Source organism: Mucilaginibacter sp. 3215 (assembly GCF_050433785.1).
In the GTDB taxonomy this organism is placed as follows: domain Bacteria; phylum Bacteroidota; class Bacteroidia; order Sphingobacteriales; family Sphingobacteriaceae; genus Mucilaginibacter.
In genome coordinates, this window is the sequence record NZ_JBNPWO010000003.1 from 142829 (window position 1) to 163541 (window position 20713).

Annotated in this window: 15 protein-coding genes; 11 read left to right on the plus strand and 4 right to left on the minus strand. The window is 42.3% G+C overall.

From position 1 onward, the window contains the following. Positions 1–117: 117 nt before the first annotated feature. Entirely contained in the window at positions 118–1185 is a 1068-nt protein-coding gene (locus tag ABIC84_RS07135; RefSeq protein WP_426580776.1) for a FecR family protein, read from the minus strand. Positions 1186–1269: 84 nt separating this feature from the next. After that, the gene (locus tag ABIC84_RS07140) at positions 1270–1809 is read right to left on the minus strand and encodes an RNA polymerase sigma-70 factor (RefSeq protein WP_429263130.1); all 540 of its coding nucleotides are present in this window, start codon (positions 1807–1809) and stop codon (positions 1270–1272) included. A 393-nt stretch (positions 1810–2202) separates the two neighbouring features. Here ABIC84_RS07140 and ABIC84_RS07145 point away from each other — a divergent pair, with 393 nt between their 5' ends. The 5 genes from ABIC84_RS07145 (at position 2203) to ABIC84_RS07165 (ending at position 6309) form a co-directional block, all read left to right on the plus strand. After that, positions 2203–3225: a sensor histidine kinase gene (locus ABIC84_RS07145; RefSeq protein ID WP_429263131.1), complete on the plus strand. Its 1023-nt coding sequence runs from the start codon at positions 2203–2205 to the stop codon at positions 3223–3225. Further along, complete coding sequence (locus tag ABIC84_RS07150; protein WP_373614708.1) at positions 3206–3967, plus strand: LytR/AlgR family response regulator transcription factor; 762 nt, start codon at positions 3206–3208, stop codon at positions 3965–3967. Before ABIC84_RS07145 ends, ABIC84_RS07150 begins: the two co-directional genes overlap by 20 nt. A 178-nt stretch (positions 3968–4145) precedes the next feature. After that, positions 4146–4946 carry a DUF1223 domain-containing protein gene (locus tag ABIC84_RS07155; RefSeq protein WP_426580784.1) on the plus strand — a complete coding sequence of 267 codons (801 nt, stop codon included), beginning with the start codon at positions 4146–4148 and terminating at the stop codon, positions 4944–4946. Positions 4947–5178: 232 nt separating this feature from the next. After that, positions 5179–5601: a hypothetical protein gene (locus tag ABIC84_RS07160; RefSeq protein ID WP_426580788.1), complete on the plus strand. Its 423-nt coding sequence runs from the start codon at positions 5179–5181 to the stop codon at positions 5599–5601. 27 nt (positions 5602–5628) lie between these two features. Then, on the plus strand, positions 5629–6309 hold the full coding sequence (locus tag ABIC84_RS07165) for a metal-dependent hydrolase (protein WP_426580790.1): 681 nt from the start codon (positions 5629–5631) through the stop codon (positions 6307–6309). A 97-nt stretch (positions 6310–6406) separates the two neighbouring features. Here ABIC84_RS07165 and ABIC84_RS07170 read toward each other — a convergent pair whose 3' ends face one another. Next, complete coding sequence (locus tag ABIC84_RS07170) at positions 6407–6883, minus strand: organic hydroperoxide resistance protein (protein WP_090523523.1); 477 nt, start codon at positions 6881–6883, stop codon at positions 6407–6409. Positions 6884–7162: 279 nt separating this feature from the next. Between ABIC84_RS07170 and ABIC84_RS07175 the strand changes: the two genes are divergently transcribed. The 6 genes from ABIC84_RS07175 (at position 7163) to ABIC84_RS07200 (ending at position 13730) form a co-directional block, all read left to right on the plus strand. Then, complete coding sequence (locus ABIC84_RS07175; RefSeq protein ID WP_429263132.1) at positions 7163–7711, plus strand: hypothetical protein; 549 nt, start codon at positions 7163–7165, stop codon at positions 7709–7711. A 181-nt stretch (positions 7712–7892) separates the two neighbouring features. After that, positions 7893–8459: a carboxymuconolactone decarboxylase family protein gene (locus ABIC84_RS07180; protein ID WP_426580794.1), complete on the plus strand. Its 567-nt coding sequence runs from the start codon at positions 7893–7895 to the stop codon at positions 8457–8459. Positions 8460–8487: 28 nt separating this feature from the next. Then, positions 8488–11256, plus strand: coding sequence for a TonB-dependent receptor (locus ABIC84_RS07185; RefSeq protein WP_429263133.1), 2769 nt, complete (start codon positions 8488–8490; stop codon positions 11254–11256). 6 nt (positions 11257–11262) lie between these two features. After that, positions 11263–12537, plus strand: a complete 1275-nt coding sequence (locus tag ABIC84_RS07190; protein ID WP_429263134.1) for an MFS transporter — start codon at positions 11263–11265, stop codon at positions 12535–12537. Between the two features lie 77 nt (positions 12538–12614). After that, positions 12615–13160 carry a carboxymuconolactone decarboxylase family protein gene (locus ABIC84_RS07195; protein WP_429263135.1) on the plus strand — a complete coding sequence of 182 codons (546 nt, stop codon included), beginning with the start codon at positions 12615–12617 and terminating at the stop codon, positions 13158–13160. 15 nt (positions 13161–13175) lie between these two features. Beyond that, a complete protein-coding gene (locus tag ABIC84_RS07200; RefSeq protein WP_429263136.1) occupies positions 13176–13730 on the plus strand; it encodes a carboxymuconolactone decarboxylase family protein in 555 nt (184 codons plus the stop codon). Positions 13731–14217: 487 nt separating this feature from the next. Here ABIC84_RS07200 and ABIC84_RS07205 read toward each other — a convergent pair whose 3' ends face one another. Next, on the minus strand, positions 14218–20694 hold the full coding sequence (locus tag ABIC84_RS07205; protein WP_429263137.1) for an alpha-2-macroglobulin family protein: 6477 nt from the start codon (positions 20692–20694) through the stop codon (positions 14218–14220). Positions 20695–20713: the final 19 nt, after the last annotated feature.

The following is a 20713-nucleotide window of genomic DNA, read 5'->3' on the forward strand; positions in this document are numbered from 1 at the left end:
TTTGCGGGGAGGAGTGGCAGCTCTTCCCTTGTTTGTTTGAGGATGTTTCAGGAATCTGACAGGTAAGTTTTCAATATCATAAGCTGTTGGTTAAGTGGTTAGTTAGTTTATTTTGTTTTATTTATCTTTCTTTGACAGGTACACCGTTTGTCCATCAACCCTAAAATTGAACGGCGTGGTCAGTTCAATAATGCCTAAAGCTTCCTTCAACGTTTCTTTATCAAGTAAACCGCTTATCTGCTCGGTACGGAGTGCCCGATCTTCAAACACAACCTGCACGTTGTATTTGCGTTCAATTTGAGCAGCCACATCTTCAAACATCTCGTTGGTGAACAGGATGCGGTTATCAACCCAGGCTGTTTCTTTCACTTCATCCGGCTTAACATCAGGCAGTTCGGTTACCTGGTATTCAATTTTTCCCTCTTTGGGTTTTACACTTTTTGGTTCCCGGTTATTAATAACAATCAGCTTTTCGTTAGGCAACAGGATAATCTTTTTTTCGGGATTGTTCTTTAATTCAACCTGTACCTTACCTTTTAGCAATGTTGTTTCTACAGTTTTATCGTTATTGTAGGCTTTTACATTAAAAACGGTTCCCAATACCTTTACAACCAATTTGGCAGTATGTACCAGAAAAGGTTTCTTAGCATTCTTTTTTACTTCAAAAAAACCTTCGCCGGTAAGGCTAACATCCCTTGTGTTTTTTTCAAAAGCCTCGGGGTACGAAAAAGTACTGCCTGCATTTAGCGTAACCTGTGTCCCATCGGGCAATTTGAGCTTTTCGGTTTTACCATAAGGCACATGAATTTCATGTAATATATTTTCGGCGGTTAAAGTATCCTGCTGTGCCGCTCTGTTATAAAATAAAACTCCCGTAGTAACAAGCACCAGTACCGCTGCAGCAACCCATTGCCACCTGAACATTGGTTTTATCTTAGTATCATTCGCCGAATTTTCGTTCAAGTTTTTAATTCGGTTCCAGATTTCCTCCAGGTTTCCGTTAATCTCTTCCGGTTTTGTTTCTGTTGCTTCAGTGCCGTTTCCTTTTAAAGCATTGGTAACATTGTACGTTTTTTTATAGTCGGGAAATTGTTCAAGAAACATGTCGAGTTCGGTCAATTCTTCAGCACTGGCAGTTTTGCCCATGCTTTTGGCCATTAACTCAATAAACCTGGATTTGCTCATAGTAATTGGTATTCTGCGTTAAGGACACGGCAGGTTCCGGTTTTTCCTAAAAGAAATTAAAATATTTTTTTGAAGGGGATCAACCTATTTATTCCCAAGCGCCTCATCCAGTTTCTTCAAGGCGATGGCCAGTTGCGCAAAAACCGTTTTGTTAGAGAGACCAAGGATATCGGCTACTTCATTGCAGGAGAGATCATCCTCCTTAACCATTTTAAAAATGAGCTTACAACGAGGCGGTAAACTGTTAACAGCGTTTAAAACTCCGGCCTGCAGCTCTTTGCTGATGAGCAATTGCGCGGGATCAACCGATAAATGAAAATAATAGGTTTCGGCTAATTGGGCGTCGCGATTTCTTTTTGAGGTGTTACTTCGGATATGGTTAAGACAGGCATTTTTTATCGCCACATAAATATATACTTTGGGATTCGCGATCTTGTTAAGTTTGTGGCGGCCTGTCCAGATATTTACAAAAAGGTCATTGATGATCTCCTCGCAAGCTTCCTTGTCGCCCAAAAACGACCAGGCGAACTGATTAAGATTATTGATCAGCAGCTTATACAATTCATTAAAGGCAGATTCATCATTGTTGTAATGAATAGAATCTATAAGTTCTTTAATCTCCAATGTTTAGCGGCTTGCTTTTAACGGGAACAGTTAACTGAAATAATGTACAATTTTAAGTAAAAAATCTTGATCCAAACTATTTTAGGTTGATTTAAGAAGCCCCGATCTGCTCATCGCCTAAAACCGATTGCCTGCAATTATATTGTCGTACTATTCGCGGTTTAAAATGTCTAATTCAGGCGATAAGATGTCCGCTTGTACCATAAACCCATATTTCCATATTGAAACCTGTTATATTTTAGCAGCAAACGGAAATAATTGGGGTGTTTGGTCAAAACAGATTAAAGTTTAACGGTGGTTTTAGTAACACAACAGCTGATTTGGCTTACAGGCCATAATTAACTTTATATTTGTCCGGCAACCATCCATATTTCCGTAAACATATTGCAATAAATGAAAGATACACCGTTTAAAATCTCTCCCGGAATTATATGGAGCAGCTCAATCTTCCTTGGCCTGCTGGCTTCTGTGCCCCAAATAGCCGAACGCCATTTTAAACCTGCCGAAGCTGCAGTAAACTCGGCAGTTACTGCATTGTTTTCGCTGTTTGTATGGTACTATAATATATATACACTACCAAAGCAATCGGGCAATAAACAACTGAATAAAAGCATCTCGTATTCCCGGCTCCTTACCACACTGGTAATAGGTATGGGGGTAATGCTGGCCTTAGCCTACATACAGCAACTGATATTATCGCACCTGAATTTTGGTCCGGTGATGCTGATGATAGAAGTGAGAGGTATTCTCATTAACCTGGTGTTTTATATGCTTATAAACCTGCTGTACCAGAACTATCAAAACCAGCAGGTTAACGTTGAACTGGAACGTATTAAGGCCGATAATCTTGGCGCGCAGTATGAACTGCTTAAACAGCAGATCAATCCGCATTTCCTGTTTAACAGTCTCAATACCCTGAAGGCGATGGTTGAGACAAATGACCAACACTCGGTTGATTTCATCCTGAAACTCTCCAATTTTTATCGTTTTACGCTTGAAAGCCGCAAGTTAGACCTTGTTCATTTATCGGACGAACTGGAAATTGTAGACGCTTACAACTTTTTACTGAAAGCCAGGTTCGAAGATGGTTTTATTTTCAACAACACTATCAACGAACAATACCGCGGCACATTGATCCCCCCGTTCACCCTTCAGTTGTTAATAGAAAACTGCATTAAGCATAATGTGGTATCGCTCGATCATCCGCTGCATATTAAATTGTATGTTGAGGGCGATAACATAGTTATGGAAAACGAGATAAAGCCCAAGCGCTTTGAAGAACCGTCGACAGGTGTGGGACTTAAAAACATTAACCTACGTTATAACCATCTCCTTGATAAACAAATAGAGATTATAGCGGAAGATAAAATATTTAAAGTTAAACTACCATTGATCTATGAACATTATCATCATTGAAGACGAACTAAAGGCCGCACGCTCGCTTGAAACGATCATATTAGAATTAAGGCCACACTCAAAAATTGTTACCAAACTACAGAGCGTTGAAAGCTCAGTTACCTATCTTTCAGAAAACAGGCAGCCCGACCTTATTTTTATGGATATCCAACTGTCGGATGGGTTGTGTTTTGAGATCTTTAAATCGGTAAAGGTGTCCTGCCCTATTATTTTCTGTACCGCGTTTGATGAATATTCGTTAGAGGCATTTAAGGCCAACAGCGTTGATTATGTACTCAAGCCTTTCTCAAAAACAGATATTGCCGATGCCTTTAAAAAGGTAGACGAGTTGCGGAATTTCTTTCAGCAGGGTTCATCTCCTGATATCAGCAGCTTGCTATCGCAGGTTACGCCTCCTGCCGGTAAAAAAAGCTTCCTGGTATTTAAAAATAATAAGTATATCACCATAGCGTCCAATAATATAGCCTTCTTCTACATCCGCAATGAACTTTCGACCATTATGACTTTTGATCAGCAGGAATATGTGGTTAACCAGTCGCTTGATCAGATCAGCGGTCAGCTCTCGCAGGAGCAGTTCTTCAGGCTCAACAGGCAATACATAGTTAACTTCAGTGCGATAAAGGAGGTGGAGCATTATTTTATGCGTAAGCTGTTTGTGAAACTAACAATTCCAACTCCCGAGAAATTACTCATCAATAAAGAAAAAGCGCCGGTATTTTTAAGCTGGCTCGAAAACAGGTAATTCTAAGTTGGAAGTCTTGAGTTCTAAGTCTCAAGTAAAAAGACTTCCGACTTTAGGTTTAAGACTTTCGACTTAACAAATGCCCAACTGAACTATAGATATGTCTGGTTGGGCTTTTTTGTGCTGTTTCTGCGGCCATTCAGGGTATAATTTTGAAGTAAATAAAAAATCGAGAGATATGAAAACCTTAAAAATTTTTAGCTTTTGTGTTGGTGCCGTGGCACTGGCACTTGCTACCGCAGCTTACGCTAATCGTAAAATAAATGCCCCTAAAACTGAAAACAACGTTACTCCTGGTAAAGGTTTTGCTTTGGTAGAATTGTTTACCTCGGAGGGATGCTCAAGCTGCCCTCCTGCCGATGAATTGCTGGCGAGGATCCAAAAAGAGTCACAGGAAAAGCCTGTTTACATATTAGCTTACCACGTTGATTATTGGAATAACCTCGGCTGGAAAGATGTATTCAGCAATGCCATGTTTTCAAAACGCCAAAAAGAATATAGCTACCATTTAAATGCCCAGGTTTATACACCTCAAGTTATAGTTAATGGTAAAACCGAGATGGTTGGCTCGGATGAGCCGGCACTTCGTGAAGCGATTTCGAATGCACTAACAACCGCACAAACCGCTCAGATTTCCTTAAAAGCACAACAAACCGGCGATAAGCTTGCTGTAAATTACGAACTATCGGGCAATACTGATAACCAACAATTGCTGATAGCCATTGTACAAAAAACAGCCATCAGCAAAGTTGCCCGCGGCGAAAACGAAGGCAGAACCTTATTGCACACCCAAATAGTGCGCGACTTAAAAACAGTTGCCCTAAGCGAGGTAAAAACAGGCCAAACCATTATTAGCGTTCCTAAAGAATTTAACCAGCAAGAATGGGAAGTAGTGGGCTTTATACAAAATAAAGATAGCGGTGAGGTTTTAACTGCAACAAAAGCTGTTTTAACCAGCGAAGCCGTAGCCAAAATATAACAACCATAAATTCAAAAATCATGAGCAAGTTGAAACAAGGCCGGTTATTAATGGGATTCTTATCACTGTTCTCTTTATCATTCCTGACAAGGGCACCGTTTGAACGTAACCCGCAGGATTGTGAATTGATCTGCGTTACGGGAAAGAGAAAAAAACCGGCAGAAAATAATTAAATCTAACATAAAAAGGATCGGCCCTTCGCAGGGCCGATCCTTTTTTAAAAAATACCATCATGAAAACATTACTGTTAATTGCCGTAGCAACATTTTTAAGCATTGGGGTTTATGCCCAGGCAAACGAACTAAATTGTACCGAGCAGGCATTTACTTTTAAAATAAACCTGCCGGCGGGTGGACGCAACTATTCATCTGAAATAGGCCGCTTTGACGCTTCGCAATTATCACCGGAGTTCAGGTTGCCGGGTGCTAATACCAGTAAACAAAATCAAGCGGATAGCATTCTGCCTGCCGGCTTTAACAAAAAACCTGATCCATACACAGCTTATTCTTCGGCCGATAATATCCTGCTTAAAAAGATGACATTTCTATATCCTAAAATAAACGCTGTAACAGGTAAATTTACCTACACAGCCTACGATCATTTTAAGCTATTGCCAATGCCTGTCTTAAACGTTTTAACTCCGCTCTTAAACTAATCATCATTAACATAAAAAAGCAAACCAATGAAACTGAACTATTACGGTCACTCATGCTTCTCGGTGGTTGCCGGAGGTAAACACATTTTATTTGATCCCTTTATTACAGGTAACGAATTGGCAAAAGAAATCAACATTGATGAAATTAAAGCTGATTACATTTTTGTATCGCACGGGCATTACGATCATATTTTGGATGTAGAAACTATAGCCAACCGTACAGGCGCTATGGTTGTGGGTATTTATGAGGTGTATGATTACTTCAGCAAAAAGGGCGTTAAAAATGTACATCCTTTAAACCCGGGTGGTAAAGTGACCTTTGATTTCGGCACAGCAAAATCATTCATCGCCCAACATTCGGCCAGCTTTCCGGATGGCAGCTATGCAGGCGTGGCCTGCGGTTATGCTTTAAAGACTGATGATGGCAATCTGTATTACAGCGGCGATACCGGTCTCACCTTAGATATGGAACTGGTGGCCAAATGGGTTGATCTCGATTTCGCGGTTTTCCCTATCGGGGACATGTTAACAATGGGTATTGAAGATGCCATTGAAGCGGCAAAGCTTGTTAAGGCCAATAAGGTTTTGGGGGTTCACTATGATACTTTTGGCTTTATTAAAATAGATAAGGACAAAGCTTTTAAACAATTTGAACAGGCAGGGATAAAATTGTTTTTACCAGCCATTGGCGAAAGTATAGAGATTTAAATCTGTGATTTTCCATACATAAAAAGGCCTGCTCTCTTTAACAGGAGCAGGCCTTTTTATGACTTTTAAAGCACCCCCTTCAGGGGGCGGAGGGGGTTTATACTAAATTGATCTCAACATTGATATTACCGTAAGTCAATTTTGAATAAGGACATGTTTGGTGTGCTTCTTCAATCAATGCTTTGGCTACTTCAACATCCAAACCTGGCAAACTTACATTTAAACGGGCTTGAAGGAAATAAGCGCCGGTAGTGATACCCAAATCCACTTCTGCATCAATAGCCAATTCGGCAGGGAGTGCAATCCTTTTTTTAGCGGCAGCAATACCGATGGCGCCTTCAAAACATGCTGACCAGCCTGCTGCAAATAATTGCTCGGGGTTTGTGCCTGGTTTAGGGGTTCCGGGAGTTGAATGTTTGATATCCAACTGGCCATCGGTACTAACAGATGAACCACCGTCACGACCGCCAACTGTACGAACTTTACCGGTATATAATACTTTGTCGATTTTATTAGCTGAGATAGCGTTGATAACCTTGATCTTACTGATACCTGATTCTTGAATAGTTTCCATTGTGTTATTTTATTTATTAATTTTTGTTTTTTGTATGCTCAAAGATACCCTGATATCGCCCGGTGCCCTATCGCTAACTATGTGAACCGGACAAGCCACGTCGTGAACAAGACATTCTTTAAGCCGAAAGTTCAACCAGTACAAGAGCTATTGAAACTTTTAATCACAACCGGTAAAGAATAAGAAAACCAGCTACACATTACGCGTAATTATTCTAAATAAATTTGGATACTACATTTATAAACAGCAATTTTAAGCAACTCATTGTTCGTAAACCAATTGAAGAAGTTTATTGCCCTAACGCTGCTCAGTTTTCACCTGCTTAATATAGGGGGGCAACTGGCATTGCATCAGTTCATGGTTTACAAAAGCAATAAATACTTTGCCGAACAAACTGCCAAAGGCTTTTATAATGTGAAAGACCTTACCGAGGTAGTAATCCCGGTAAACATGCCTAGCATAACCGACTGGAAAAACTACGAAAATATTCATGGGCAGATCCGGTTTGGCAACAACAGCTACAATTATCAAAAAATGCGCGTAACCAGTCGCGCAATTTATTTGATGTGCATCCCAAACTACGAAACCACCCGGCTGGCCGATAAGAACATCATTAACGCAAAGGATGTAAAAGAAAACCCTGTACCGCAAAAAGAACATGTGCCTTTCGGTAAAATAATAATGCAGGACAACCTCAATTTCGCTTTTGTGCATTTTGAATTTAGTTGCCCGATAAAATACACTCAACAAACCGTTGTTCACCCCGTTCAACAGTTAATTCCTGCTCACCAGGACATTCCAGAGCAACCACCAAAGGTCGTTTGCTAATCTTCTCCGTGTTTTAATTCATTTTCGGGGGGTAGCGATTGCTACCCTGCTGTGTTATTTATTTCTGTCGATAGCTAAATTCGTAGCTCAAACGCTATGACAACAATTATATATCGATAGCATCAATAACCTCCGGACAGGTACGCCCCCCTCACTAAATTCAGCATTCAACCCATTATTTATGCCTTACATTACACTTGAAAGCCATTTGCCGGGCATTACCGGCCTGCTGGAGTATGCCAAAGAAGCGGCACAACCTATCCGTAACCTTACACAGTTTTTATTGCGCGGGCCATCAACCTTGTCTGAAGCCGATCGTGAGCTGATCGCCACTGTGGTATCACACAACAACCAATGCACCTTTTGCACTACCGCTCACACCGCCGCGGCCGACCTACTTGCAGGTGAAGCCGAAACAGCGCAAAAAGTAAAGGAAAACATTGAAACTGCCCCGGTTACCGAAAAAATGAAAGCTTTGCTTACCATTGCAAAGCTAACTGCCCAAAATGGCCGGAATGTAACTACCCAAGCCATCGATCGTGCCAAAGCTGCCGGAGCTACCGATATCGAGATCCATGATACCGTGCTCATAGCTGCCCTGTTTTGCTATTACAACCGCTATGTTGACGGATTGGCCACCGCCTTACCTGCTGATGCCGGCTATTACAACATACTGGCCGAGCGATTAGTAAACCATGGCTATACTCGCCTGCCACAAGGCTATGATCATTTAAAAAAACAACCCTAATCCTCATTTGAAGTAAAACCCAATCACAATGAAAAAACTTTTATTCATCATATTACTGCTCAGCTCAATAAACCTGTTTGCACAGGAAATTAAAATAACGGGCAACATTACCGATGCAGCTACAGGCAAACCTGTATCCGGCGCAAGTATCTCTGTTAAAGGAAAACTTACAGGCACTACTACTGATTCAAAGGGTAACTATACTTTAAATGCCAATAAATTGAAGCTGCCCTTTACTATCATTATATCGGCAGTAGGCTTTGAAGTGCAGGAAAGTCAGGTAACATCTGCCAATAACAATATCAGCGTCAAGCTAATACAAAAGGCAATTGTGCTTAATGAGGTGGTATCATCGGCTACCCGTATCAACCAAAGCATTTTACAATCGCCGGTAAGTATCGAAAAAATGAGCCTTAAGGCTATTAAGGAAAACCCTTCATTCACATTTTACGATGGATTACAGAGCCTGAAAGGCCTCGAAGCCGTTACCAGCAGTTTAACCTACAAACAGATCAACACACGCGGCTTTAACAGCACAGGTAACAGCCGTTTTTTACAACTGGTTGATGGTGTGGATAATCAAACCCCTGGTTTAAACTTTTCGGTAGGTAACCTTTTTGGCGCTTCGGATATCGACATTGAAAGTGTGGAAGTTATCCCCGGCGCGGCTTCGGCATTATATGGCCCGGTTGCTTTTAACGGCTTACTTTCGCTTAAAACCAAAGACCCATTCAAATACCAGGGCTTAACCGTGCAGGTAAAAACAGGCCTTAATCACTTCGGCGAATCGGTTGTTAAACCACAGGGCTTGTATGATTTTGCAGCCCGCTATGCCAAAGCTTTCAACGATAAATTCGCGTTTAAAATCAACGCCTCATACCTTACCGGGCGCGACTGGTATGCCGATAACTATACCGACGTAAGCGCATCAACTCCTGCCGCCCAGCGTGGACCCAACAACCCAGGCCGCGACGCGCTTAACATTTATGGCGATGAGGTTACCAAAACCTTACCCGGCATTGGCCTGGTTTCAAGAACAGGTTATGAAGAAAAAGACCTGATGAACTACAACGTTTACAGCCTTAAACTTAACGGCGCATTACAATACCGTTTCAGCAATAATCTGGAGGCAATCTACCAATACAACTACGGCCGCGGCACTGCAAGCTATACAGGCAGCAGCCGTTTCGACCTGAATAACTTTGTTTTGCAAACGCACAGGATTGAATTAAAAGGCAGCAACTTCTTCGTTCGCGGCTACTCGGTTGAAGAAAACTCGCACGATTCATACAATACCCGCTCCCTAGCCCAATTCATCAACCGCGATTGGGTAAAAGACCTTAATGGCAACACCGTAACACCTGATAAAGCCGATGATACCTGGTTTACCCGCTATGCCGCAGCATTTAACGGTTCGGTAAGTGGCGTTACACCAAACAGCAATTCCGCTGCAAGGACTTTCGCTGACCAGGGTCGCTTTTTACCGGGTACAACAGAATTTAACAATGCTAAGAATGCATCAATTCATAATTATGGATTAAGCGGTGCGGGCGTTTTCAGTAACAGTAAATTTTACCATGCCGAAGGCCAGTATGATTTTACCAGGGCCATAAAAGTGTTTGAGCTTTTGGCAGGCGGCAGTTTCCGCGATTACAGGATGTTTACCAATGGCAGTTTGTTTGATGACAAGGTAAATCGTGTAACCATTAAAGAGTACGGTTCGTTTTTACAGGCTGCTAAAAAGCTGTTTGATGATAATCTGAAACTGACAGCCTCTATCCGTTACGATAAAAACGAAAACTTTAAAGGCAGCTTCACCCCTCGCTTTTCGGCAGTTTATACGGTTGATAAAACCTCAAACTTCAGGGCATCATATCAAACCGGTTTCAGGAACCCAACCCCGGTTGATCAGTTTATCCACCTTAACGTAGGCCCTATCACTATTTTGGGTGGTGCGCCTAATAACAGCAAGGGCTTAAACGTTTATGAAAACTCGTTCACTTCATCATCGGTAAGCGCCTTTGGTGCAGCGTTCGGCAAAGCGGTACAAAGCGGTACGCCATTCCCACAGGCTATCGAACAAAACAAAGGACTGCTCCAAAAAGCAAGCGTAGCCTACATTAAACCAGAGCAGCAAAAAGCATTTGAAGTGGGCTATAAAGGCTTGATGATGGATAAATTACTGATTGACGTAAACTACTATTACAGCAGCTACACCAACTTTATCCTGAATACTGTGGTTATCCAGCCGAGCAACCCAATTCTTGGTTCTGATGGCCAGGTTACTACCGCTTCAGCAACTGATATTCCTAACGGTAAGGTTCACGCCTTCCAGTTGTATACCAACGCACCGGATAAAGTATCGGCCCAGGGAGCAAGCGCCGGTTTAACATACCTGCTTAACGGAGGTTACGCTTTGGGTGGTAACGCAACTTTATCAGTATTTAACCTTCGCAACGCTAATCCTAACAATATTGCGGCTTTCAATACACCAAAATGGAGCACCAATGCAACATTTGGCAACAGCAACGTAATCAATGATTTCGGTTTTAACGCGGCATGGCACTGGCAAACTGCTTACGACTGGTATGGTACATTCAACGGCACCCGTCCGGGCCGTGTAGATGCCTATTCAGTTGTTGACCTGCAGTTCAGCAAAAAACTGCCAAAATTTAAATCAACCGTTAAACTGGGAGGCAGCAATATCTTCAACAACCGCATTTACCAATCGTATGGTTCGCCGGCAATTGGCGCCATTTATTATGTTTCAATAGTATTTGATGACCTTTTAAAATAGAACAACATGAGCACTTTAGCAATTGAAGAACAGCAGCTTGCAAAACCTCAAACAAACCTCAGTGCCGCCTATAGGGTGGTGCTGTTTGTGATCTGTTTTTTTAGTACTGCCCTGGGCGGTTCGGTTTCCACGCTGATGTCGGTTTACCTGCCTGTTGTGGTAAAGGATCTACAGGGTGCCGTTCCGGCCAATGAAATCAACGCCATCAGCGGGTATATCAATGCCATTTTTATATTCGGCTGGGCCTTTGGTGGTTTTACCTGGGGGGTAATCAGCGATAAAATGGGCCGCAAAAAAGCCCTGTTGCTGGCTATTGGCAGTTATGGCATATTCACTATTTTGACCGGGATGATGCCAACCTGGTGGGGCGTGCTGTGTTGCCGCTTCTTGAGCGGTTTTGGCGTTGGCGGCGTTTTGGTAACATCCATAACGCTGGTGAGCGAAGTCTGGCCGGCCAAAAGCAAAGCAGTGATCATAGGCTTTCTTTCCATAGCTTTCCCGGTAGGTATTTTCTCTGCAGGACTAATCAACTTTATTGTATCGTCATGGCGGTCGGGCTTTTTTGTCGGGGCGATCCCTCTTGCACTGGCATTGATAGGCGCTCTGGTTTTGAATGAATCTGAAAATTGGCTCAACTACCGTAACGATATCGCCAACCGCGAAAATCCCTTGAATAAACTGCTCTCTAAAAGCCATCGCCGCGAGCTTATTGTAGGCTCCTTAACCTTTGGCACTATGCTGATAGGTTTATGGGCCATATTTTCATGGCTGCCTACCTGGGTGCAAAGCCTGATTACCGACCATGATGCCGCAAAAGAACGCGGCCTGAGCATGATGTGTATGGGTATGGGTGGGTTAACCGGTGGTTTCTTTTCAGGATGGCTTGTTAATTTACTATCTATAAGGCGCTCCATGGTGATCTGTTTCGCGGTTTGCGCAGGTATGTCATTTATCCTGTTTAAAACCAATACCACGTTCAGTGCAGCAGTTTACATCGAGATCATCATACTGGCGCTATTTTTCGGGGCGAGCCAGGGCGTATTATCAGCCTATATTCCACAATTATTTTCAACCGGCATCAAAGCAACTGCAACTGGCTTTTGCTTCAACATCGGGCGAATATTTACAGCTACTGCGGTTTTATTTGTAGGGGTACTGGTATCAACCCTGGGTGGCTACGGTAACGCTTTATTCATCTTTTCACTGGTATTTATAATTGGCTTACTGGTAGTATTATTTGTACGGGAGAAAGCCGAAGGCGAGGAAAAAGCAAAAAGCTGAAGGCTTAAAGCCGAAAGCTTAGAAGAAAATTAAAAAAATCACTAATTCAATAACTCACTAATTCACTAATTAAAAATATGGCACACATCAATGTACCCGAAGGCGTTCCGGGCATCCGTTCGCTGGTAATGTTCAGGCCCGAAACCGGTCAGTATTTGTATGAACTGGCCGAAGTGTTATTACGCGGAGAATCAACGCTGACTCCGGCCGACCGTGAGCTGATAGCCACTTATGTATCATACCGCAATAATTGCACGTTTTGCTACAGCAGTCATGCCGCTGCCGCCCGTTGCCTTTATGAAGATGACGCCCTTATTGTTGACGAAGTGCTGCGCGATATGACCGAAGCCCCCATCAGCAACAAACTAAAAGCTTTGCTGAATATTGCCGGTAAAGTGCAGATATTAGGAAAAGAAGTAAAACAGGAAGACGTTGACGCCGCACACGCAGAAGGAGCTACCGACCGTGAGATCCACGACGCGGTATTGATAGCAGCTGCGTTCAGTATGTTTAACCGCTATGTTGACGGGCTTGCCAGCCTTACCCCTACCGATCCAGAAGCTTACGTCGAAATGGGAAAACGTATGGCTAAAGGTTACGTATTACCACAACCACAGCATTAATTTAACCTGACAGATATGGCACATATAGAATTAAATAACGATCTGCCCGGCATTCGTGGGTTGATGTTTTATAGTCCGGAAACAGAGGCCCCGTTGAATGCCCTTGCCGAACAACTGCTTCGCGATGACAACAATTCCCTATCGCGCGGAGAACGGGAACTGATAGCAACCTATGTATCCTACCTTAACGATTGTTTCTTTTGCCAGAATGTACACGGCGCCGCAGCCGGGCATTACCTTGGCTGCACTATTGATGAGATAGATGCTATCAAAGCTAATTTTTCTACAGCTGATCTTTCGCCCAAGATCAAAGCGCTGTTGGCTATTGCCGGCAGTGTACAAAAAGGTGGAAAACATGTAACAACTGAACAAATTGAAGCCGCCCGTACGGAAGGTGCGGATGATAAAGAGATCCACGATACGGTATTGATTGCGGCTGCATTTTGTATGTTCAACCGCTATGTTGATGGATTGGGAACCTGGGCACCGCAAGACCGTCAGATCTATATCGACCGGGCACCTGAACGTGCCGAAGTTGGTTATATATCAAGCATTTTTAAAAAAGCTTAATACCTACTGCTTTATCACGCCCACAACCCGGAGTTTTTAACTTCGGGCTGTTTTTTTGTTATTAAACGCTGCTCTATCCTCTGACTTAGAATACATTATGAGGGTGTATCAACAATCAGAATCAGCCTCATTTTTTACTTATTCAGTTAATAAGCGATATATAGTTTAGCTTGTATTTACTAACAAAGGGGGTTAACAGGGTTAACAGAATTCAGGGTTAATACTTATATATATTTAACAATCAGACAATTAATCGTTTTTTATACAAAAAGTGTTACCCCCCTTTTGTATAAATATTATCGGCTAATTTTCAATTCATCCAACTGTTTTTTTCGCGTATCCCTTGTCATCGACCGCAGGAAGAAATTATACACTCTGCTAAGCGGACTTTGCAAAACCGCTCAGCAGAGCGTACAAGGTTTCTCTTTTGCCCCTGTACTCATTCCCCCCAAGCTCTATCGAAATGACAAAAAGCTTAAAAAAATCTCTATTTAAATACCACCCTGCTCCCCTCACTATGCGCATTAAACTCCGGCGCATACATGCATTGAATACTGGTAATACCGGTTGAAAAATTGCCAGGCTGTGCTACCCGCAATTCATATTCAAATACATAGCTGCCTTTGTTTAAATAACTAATGAAAAAGTTGGTTGCTACATCTTTAGATACCTGATAATAGGATAAACGATCCTGGTATTTATATTCCGATAAAGCCGTTACAGGCTCCGTACCTGCCGGGCGAAGATCTTTAAGCTGCACATATTCATAATCACGACCGGCTTTTAAATACACCACCACTTTGAGCAAATCTCCGGTTTTAGGCTGATGAGTTGCATCAACCGCCTGCAATACGGGGCCTGCATCTGTTTGTTTTTTGATGAAGTACTTACGCTCCAAGTGGATATCCGTTTGCGACGGGGTAATCTTATCCATCTGCTCCAGGTACTGCCAGTACATAGCACCATAGCTGATGGATTTTTCGTTATTTTTGATCTCCACCTTGCCCAATGTAGGTTTTACCTGCTCATCTACCCAACTGGTTTTGATGTAGCCAGTACCCGCATCAGCTTTAACATCCGGTTTTAATTCGGCAAGCGGTTTATTATCCAGCTTAATTTCGGATGTGGTACCGCCCTGCAGCCAGTCTTCCTGTTTTAATAGCAGAGCATATACGGCAGCAGCGGTTGCTTTGGTAGTTTTCCAGTTATTGGTTTGTTTGTTGCGCATCAGCCAGATCTTCATTTCCTCAACCGCTTTTGCGTTATTACCAGCTTCAGTGAACAACTCTATCATTAAACTTTGCGTTTCAATTGGCGACTGGTACCAGTAATACCCGACCATGTTTTTTCCCCAGTACATACCCATTTCGTCCGAAGTTTGTGCCGTTTCCATCAACGATTTAATGATGGCCTTTGTAACCAATGGTTTACCGTTACGCAGCATGGTAAGGGCTATCATCCCCTGCTCATAAATGCTTCGCGTTACCCATTGATCTTCGGCTCGTTTCAGATAATTATTGAAGATAGATTTTAACGCCGGTTCCATTTGCTTATCAGTGTAGTAACTCCGCACGTACCACGCATGGGCTTCATCGTAACCAATCTCTCTTTTTTGATAGTCTTTTTGTTTCTTCTCTTCTTTATCCTGTTTTATCATCCCGGCATCCATATACCCAAGCGCTTTGCCGGCAATCTCTTTTAATATTTTATTATCAGCTGTGGCTATCTTCAGGTGATAAAGCTGTCCTATCCCCTCCAAAACATGGCGGGTGATATAATTATCAGCATAAGTACCACCAAACCACGGGAAAGCTCCGCTTGGCAGTTGCTTTTGCTTCAGCTTATCCAAATTGGCTTTCATTTCATAGCTCATTTTATTCAGATCAAAAAGCTGGGCTATCCTTTTCTTGTGTTCCGATTCGCTGAGGGCATCTTGTAACCACGGGGTTTCTTCAAGCAAAGTTGTTTTCAGCTCCTGGTTCTTTTCCAGGTTGGAGAGCAGTTCTTTACTGTCGCCACTTTTCCACTGATCAAATACCTGCTTGATCAGCGGCATTTTACTGATCAAATCTGTCGACAAGCTATTGGCATAATAACGGCTAAACAATTGTTCCGAACACTCATACGGAAACTCCATCATGTAAGGAATGGCCTGGACTGCATTCCAGGCCGGATTTTGACTGTATTCCAGCGTGAGGATTTTACTTTTTAACGTAGTGCTGCTATTGTTAATTAGCTTATCAAAATTGAATGTTTTAGTTTGCCCGACCCTTACCATCATCGGCAAACTTTCGGTAACCAACATACGGTTTGGCAATACCGGGATAGTATTTTCTTCACCGTCGGTGTATTTACCCGCGTCAGCTGTTAAACGATAAGTAAGTGCATCAAGCCCGGGCGGGATTACCAGTTTAAAAGAAATTGATTTAGTTGCCGAAGCGCCGATCTCAAACTTTTGTTGTGCATCATCTTTATTTGTTAATAGTTCTACAGGTTGCATATTAATGCCATTGAAGAGACGTAACTCCACTTGTCCCTTTAATGGTTCTCCTTCGAGATTAGCTAACCGAGCGGAAACGACCACCGTATCACCTTCACGTAAAAAGCGGGGCATATTGGCGGTTATGCTCAATTGCTTTTGTGTAACCACTTCTGCCTCGGTATAGCCAAGCTGTAGCTGTTTATCATGTGCAAAAGCTCTGAACCTCCATTTGGTGAGTGCCTCGGGCATGGTGAACTCAATCAATACCTCTCCTTTTTCATCTGTACGGAGTTGCGGGTAAAAGAAAGCTGTTTCATTAAAGTTTTTGCGGGTGTTGATTGGTTTCGGTGTAAAACGGAGTTCATCATAATTCATAGCGACCGATTTATATTGAACCTCTTGCAATGATACGTTATGGGAATAATTCGTAAAAGATTTGGAGCTATATCCCACTTGTACTCCGCTCGCCGTGCCCCGCAACATTACAGGGATTGAACCCGTAGCTTTCAACTTGTCGGTGTTCCCTACTGACTCATCACTCACGGCGTCATCAACAAGCGCTGAATCCATTGAATTAACATCAGGGCGGGCAACACCGAAATAATCCTTTCCGCTAACCCTTATTCTTTTTCCCTTTTCAAAACTCATCCGTATATAACCGTTTACCGGGTGACTAATGTACTGCGTAGTCAAATATTTCCCGCTAAATATCAGTGTTGCGTTTCGTGGCACCTTAATTTTGTAAAAGCCCAATGAATTGGATGTGGTACTAATATCGGTGCCTCTTATCGTAACCTTAATGCCGGGCACTGGCATATTAAATTCGTTAATAACTCTACCGCTCACTATTGTACCATCTTTTATAAGTGCGGAATTTTTAAGATACCAAGCCTCAATCTGGTTGTCCTTAGCAGAGCCATTTTTGTAGTTTGACACTGATGCGATGTAATCGGCATAGCCATAATTTTGACCGCCCCAATAATTATAACCGAACCAGTTTAGCGTTTCATAGTTAAAGTTTAATATCCCAGCATCACGATAAAAAGCTTCATTAACGGATGAAGTATAAACAGCCCTTAAAAATTCACTGTAGGTTTGCCAGTTGAAATAATTTGGGTTATAGCCATAGGTTGGTAATGGCTGATCCCAGGATTGAAGCATTGCAATATCGTCGAGCGATGCATCATACATACCAGCAAGCAATTCGGACTGTTCTTGCTCTTTACCCCGCGCTGATACCTGTATTTTCCACTGCTCCTTTTCGCCGGGTTGAAGTTTATTTCTAAAAGTAAGAAAACGGATATTTAGGGCCGATGCAGGATCCTTTATTTTGATTGGTTTATAATAGCTGTAGAGCCTGTTATCATTCAACATTAAAAACTGTACAGCGAAATTGTTTTTAGAGGTTGCAGGTATTGCTATTTTTAAGCTTTGCTGATAATCGCCTTTAATGGTCATCCACTCTGACGATACCATTTTAGGTCCTTCATATTTTTCGACCAGAATGTGACTTTCCCTGCTTGTACCTATCCAAAACTCGACGGTTTCTCCGTGGGTATTTACTTCATCATTAATGGTAGTTAGCCAACTGTCCATATCGAGCGCTTTGCCCGGTTCATTATGAACCTTTATATAATAGGTTTGCGATGTGGTATCACCGTCACTATTCCGGGCATCTATAACCAGTTTATAAATACCTGTAGGTTGCTGTTTCAATGCCGACAGATCGAGCTGACTGTTTGAGGTATCGCTTATTTTGATATGATTATCAACAACTGTTTTATTTATTTGCCAAGTGTCACGATCATCGTCGTTTTTATAAGAATAGGCCGGAAAAATTTTTCTAAACTCTTCGGCGCTTATCAAAAATTGATCAGGAGCCCGCCATAACCGCTTTTTAAAAACACCATGCGGTTGCATCAACGAATACACTTTTACATCCAACACGCCGCGTTGCGGTTGGCTATTTATATTATTGAATTTTAGCGGTATTGTAGCTTTATCTTTTGTTGAAAGCTCGTCGGGTACCCTCAATTCCAGGTCAAGTGCGTTGTCACTTACTTTAACCACGGTATTTGCCGATTGCGTTTCGCCACTGCCATCTGTTGCATCGGCAGTTATATTGTAAGCATATATATCCGGCAGTTTAGCTCCCTCTGTTGAAGCTTTAAAGGTAAAATCAAATTCGCCCTTACTATTTGCCTTAATTGTATCAAATTTTACTTCGACAGCCTTCTCGTTATAATAATTGTAATTGTTTTTCCTTGTTCTGATATAATAGATCCTGCGGTCCGGAATCCTTACAATATGATAAACTATCTTAGCTCCGGAAAGGATATAGCCTGAAAACGCAGTAACCTTCCCCTTAATGTGAACCGAGTCGTTAAAATGGTAGGTTTCCGTAACCGACGGGAATGTTATCTGGAATGTAGGTCGCTTATATTCTTCAACACGCAACAATGCAGCGCCACCATTTGCGGTAATGAACATTGCACCGCCAACAATTTGCTGCGGTACAACAAACGAACCTGCAACTGTACCATATTCGTTAGTTTTTAGTTTAAGGCTATCCCGCCTTTGATTATTGCCATCATATAAATTAACAAGAATTTGTGCGTTGGGCACAATTCTGCTTTTGTTATCCAATGTACTTATCTGCAGCCCTTTAAAATAAACTGTTTGTCCCGGCCTATAGATTTGCCTGTCGGTAAACAGCATCATACGCTCAATGGGTGTATCTTTCGGCTGTGAGGTTTCAACATAGCCACCTATATAATCGCTTCGGCCCACAAATTTATCCTTGGCAGTTGATAGATCAACGCTGTAATAGATTAGGCCACGTGTAAAAGTAAATGAGCCACCGGCATCAGTTGTACCATTCGTAACAGGGATTTTTTTTACTTTACCCTCACTATAAGTATTATATACCTCAACCTTCACGCCCTTTAATGGCCTTCCGCTATCACGGTCAAGTACCCGAATCTCTTTCGAACCATCTGGTCTTAACCTTGTTACATATGCTAAACCGCTTACCCTGAAGCGGGCAAGTCCGGTTAAATCAAATTTCTTTGATGAAGTATCAGAAACCATGATCATATAATTGCCGGGGTGTAGCGGAGCTATTTTAAATTCCAGCCGGTGACTTTTGTAATCATGTGGGTCGGGTAACGCAAGGTTAACATCTTCAATTGGTTTCAGTTTACTCACAAAATCATAAACTTCTTTAGTGATCACTAACTCCTGCCCCAGGTCCTGCTTAGCATCTTTTTTAAGCTGATCTATCTGCGCATCGGTTATGCTGTATATAGAAAATTTTGTCTGCTTAAGATTGGTATATTGTAAACTTGCCAGCAAAGGCTTACCAGGTGCATAAACATCTTCCATTTCAGCTATTAAGGACTGTCGTTCTATCTCTTTAATATAAGAAGCTGCGTTTTTGCCACTAATGCTATTAGGAAACGTGCCTTTAGCTTTTTCATAGTAACCGTGTGCAATTACAAGGCTGTCAAGCTGCTGATAGTAAAAACCGGCAAGTACCAAGGCCTCGGCGCTTATAGGCTTGGCAGCAAAATCGGCTGCTATTTGTTTTAGGCCCGATAGGTATAACGAATCTGCATTAATCAAGGTAGATTTATTGTGCAAAAATTTAAGCCGCTGCAATTCAAGATCGGCAATGGCTTCGATATTATTTTCGTGCAGATGAAATGCTGTAATCTGCTGCAACAACTTAATTCCCTGATACCAGGACGAAGCGGTGTCGACACTATTGATGTTCAACTTAACAAATGAACCGGCATCTCCAAAAAAAGCAGGATCATCCACAGAGAACGCCATTTTGGGTTTGATGATTTCCGGTTCGTCAGCCAAAAAGAATTCAAAAGCCCGCTGTACCAGTAAGTCATAAAGTGTGGGCCGCAAATAACGGATGCTTTTATCGCCCTTTAAAACACCATCAAGAGTGCCGATTGGCGTGGCCTGTAACTGTTTTGTATCTGCAAGCGATAGCCGGTATTGTTTTGCTGTTTCTGAAATGATGGTTTGCAGGTCCCACTTGGTGTAATAGTCGCCGGGCGTTTCAAGGCGGCTCCGCTGGCTGTAATTGTAACGATTGTCCTTGTAATAATTCCAATACATTTCGGCCAGCATTGATTGCAGTACCGGCTTTACGGGGAACTTCGCCTTATCAATATCAGCTTTTAAGCGGGCAATAATAGGCACCAGTGCTTCTTCTTCCATGTATGATTGAAAAGTCATCCGGTAAATTACCGCGTGTACCTGCTGCGGCGCATTACTTTCATCGTGGGCCAGCTTGTCGAGTTTATCAACCTCCTTCAATGCTGATTTAGGCAAGCCTACTGCGGCCAATGAATCGATCCGGAAATTGAGCACGTCATATTTAGTTTGTGCCGATATCGGGTTAACCGAAATAATTAAGCTTAGGATAAGCAAGCAGGCAAGGGTTTTGGCAAGTTGTGGTAACATGCTGGATAATGGTTTTGGT

Coding starts and splice junctions, on each gene's coding strand:
- ABIC84_RS07135 (WP_426580776.1), bottom strand. CDS start 1,185: ATGAGCAAATCCAGGTTTATTGAGTTAATGGCCAAAAGCATGGGCAAA.
- ABIC84_RS07145 (WP_429263131.1), top strand. CDS start 2,203: ATGAAAGATACACCGTTTAAAATCTCTCCCGGAATTATATGGAGCAGC.
- ABIC84_RS07150 (WP_373614708.1), top strand. CDS start 3,206: ATGAACATTATCATCATTGAAGACGAACTAAAGGCCGCACGCTCGCTT.
- ABIC84_RS07155 (WP_426580784.1), top strand. CDS start 4,146: ATGAAAACCTTAAAAATTTTTAGCTTTTGTGTTGGTGCCGTGGCACTG.
- ABIC84_RS07160 (WP_426580788.1), top strand. CDS start 5,179: ATGAAAACATTACTGTTAATTGCCGTAGCAACATTTTTAAGCATTGGG.
- ABIC84_RS07165 (WP_426580790.1), top strand. CDS start 5,629: ATGAAACTGAACTATTACGGTCACTCATGCTTCTCGGTGGTTGCCGGA.
- ABIC84_RS07170 (WP_090523523.1), bottom strand. CDS start 6,883: ATGGAAACTATTCAAGAATCAGGTATCAGTAAGATCAAGGTTATCAAC.
- ABIC84_RS07180 (WP_426580794.1), top strand. CDS start 7,893: ATGCCTTACATTACACTTGAAAGCCATTTGCCGGGCATTACCGGCCTG.
- ABIC84_RS07185 (WP_429263133.1), top strand. CDS start 8,488: ATGAAAAAACTTTTATTCATCATATTACTGCTCAGCTCAATAAACCTG.
- ABIC84_RS07190 (WP_429263134.1), top strand. CDS start 11,263: ATGAGCACTTTAGCAATTGAAGAACAGCAGCTTGCAAAACCTCAAACA.
- ABIC84_RS07195 (WP_429263135.1), top strand. CDS start 12,615: ATGGCACACATCAATGTACCCGAAGGCGTTCCGGGCATCCGTTCGCTG.
- ABIC84_RS07200 (WP_429263136.1), top strand. CDS start 13,176: ATGGCACATATAGAATTAAATAACGATCTGCCCGGCATTCGTGGGTTG.
- ABIC84_RS07205 (WP_429263137.1), bottom strand. CDS start 20,694: ATGTTACCACAACTTGCCAAAACCCTTGCCTGCTTGCTTATCCTAAGC.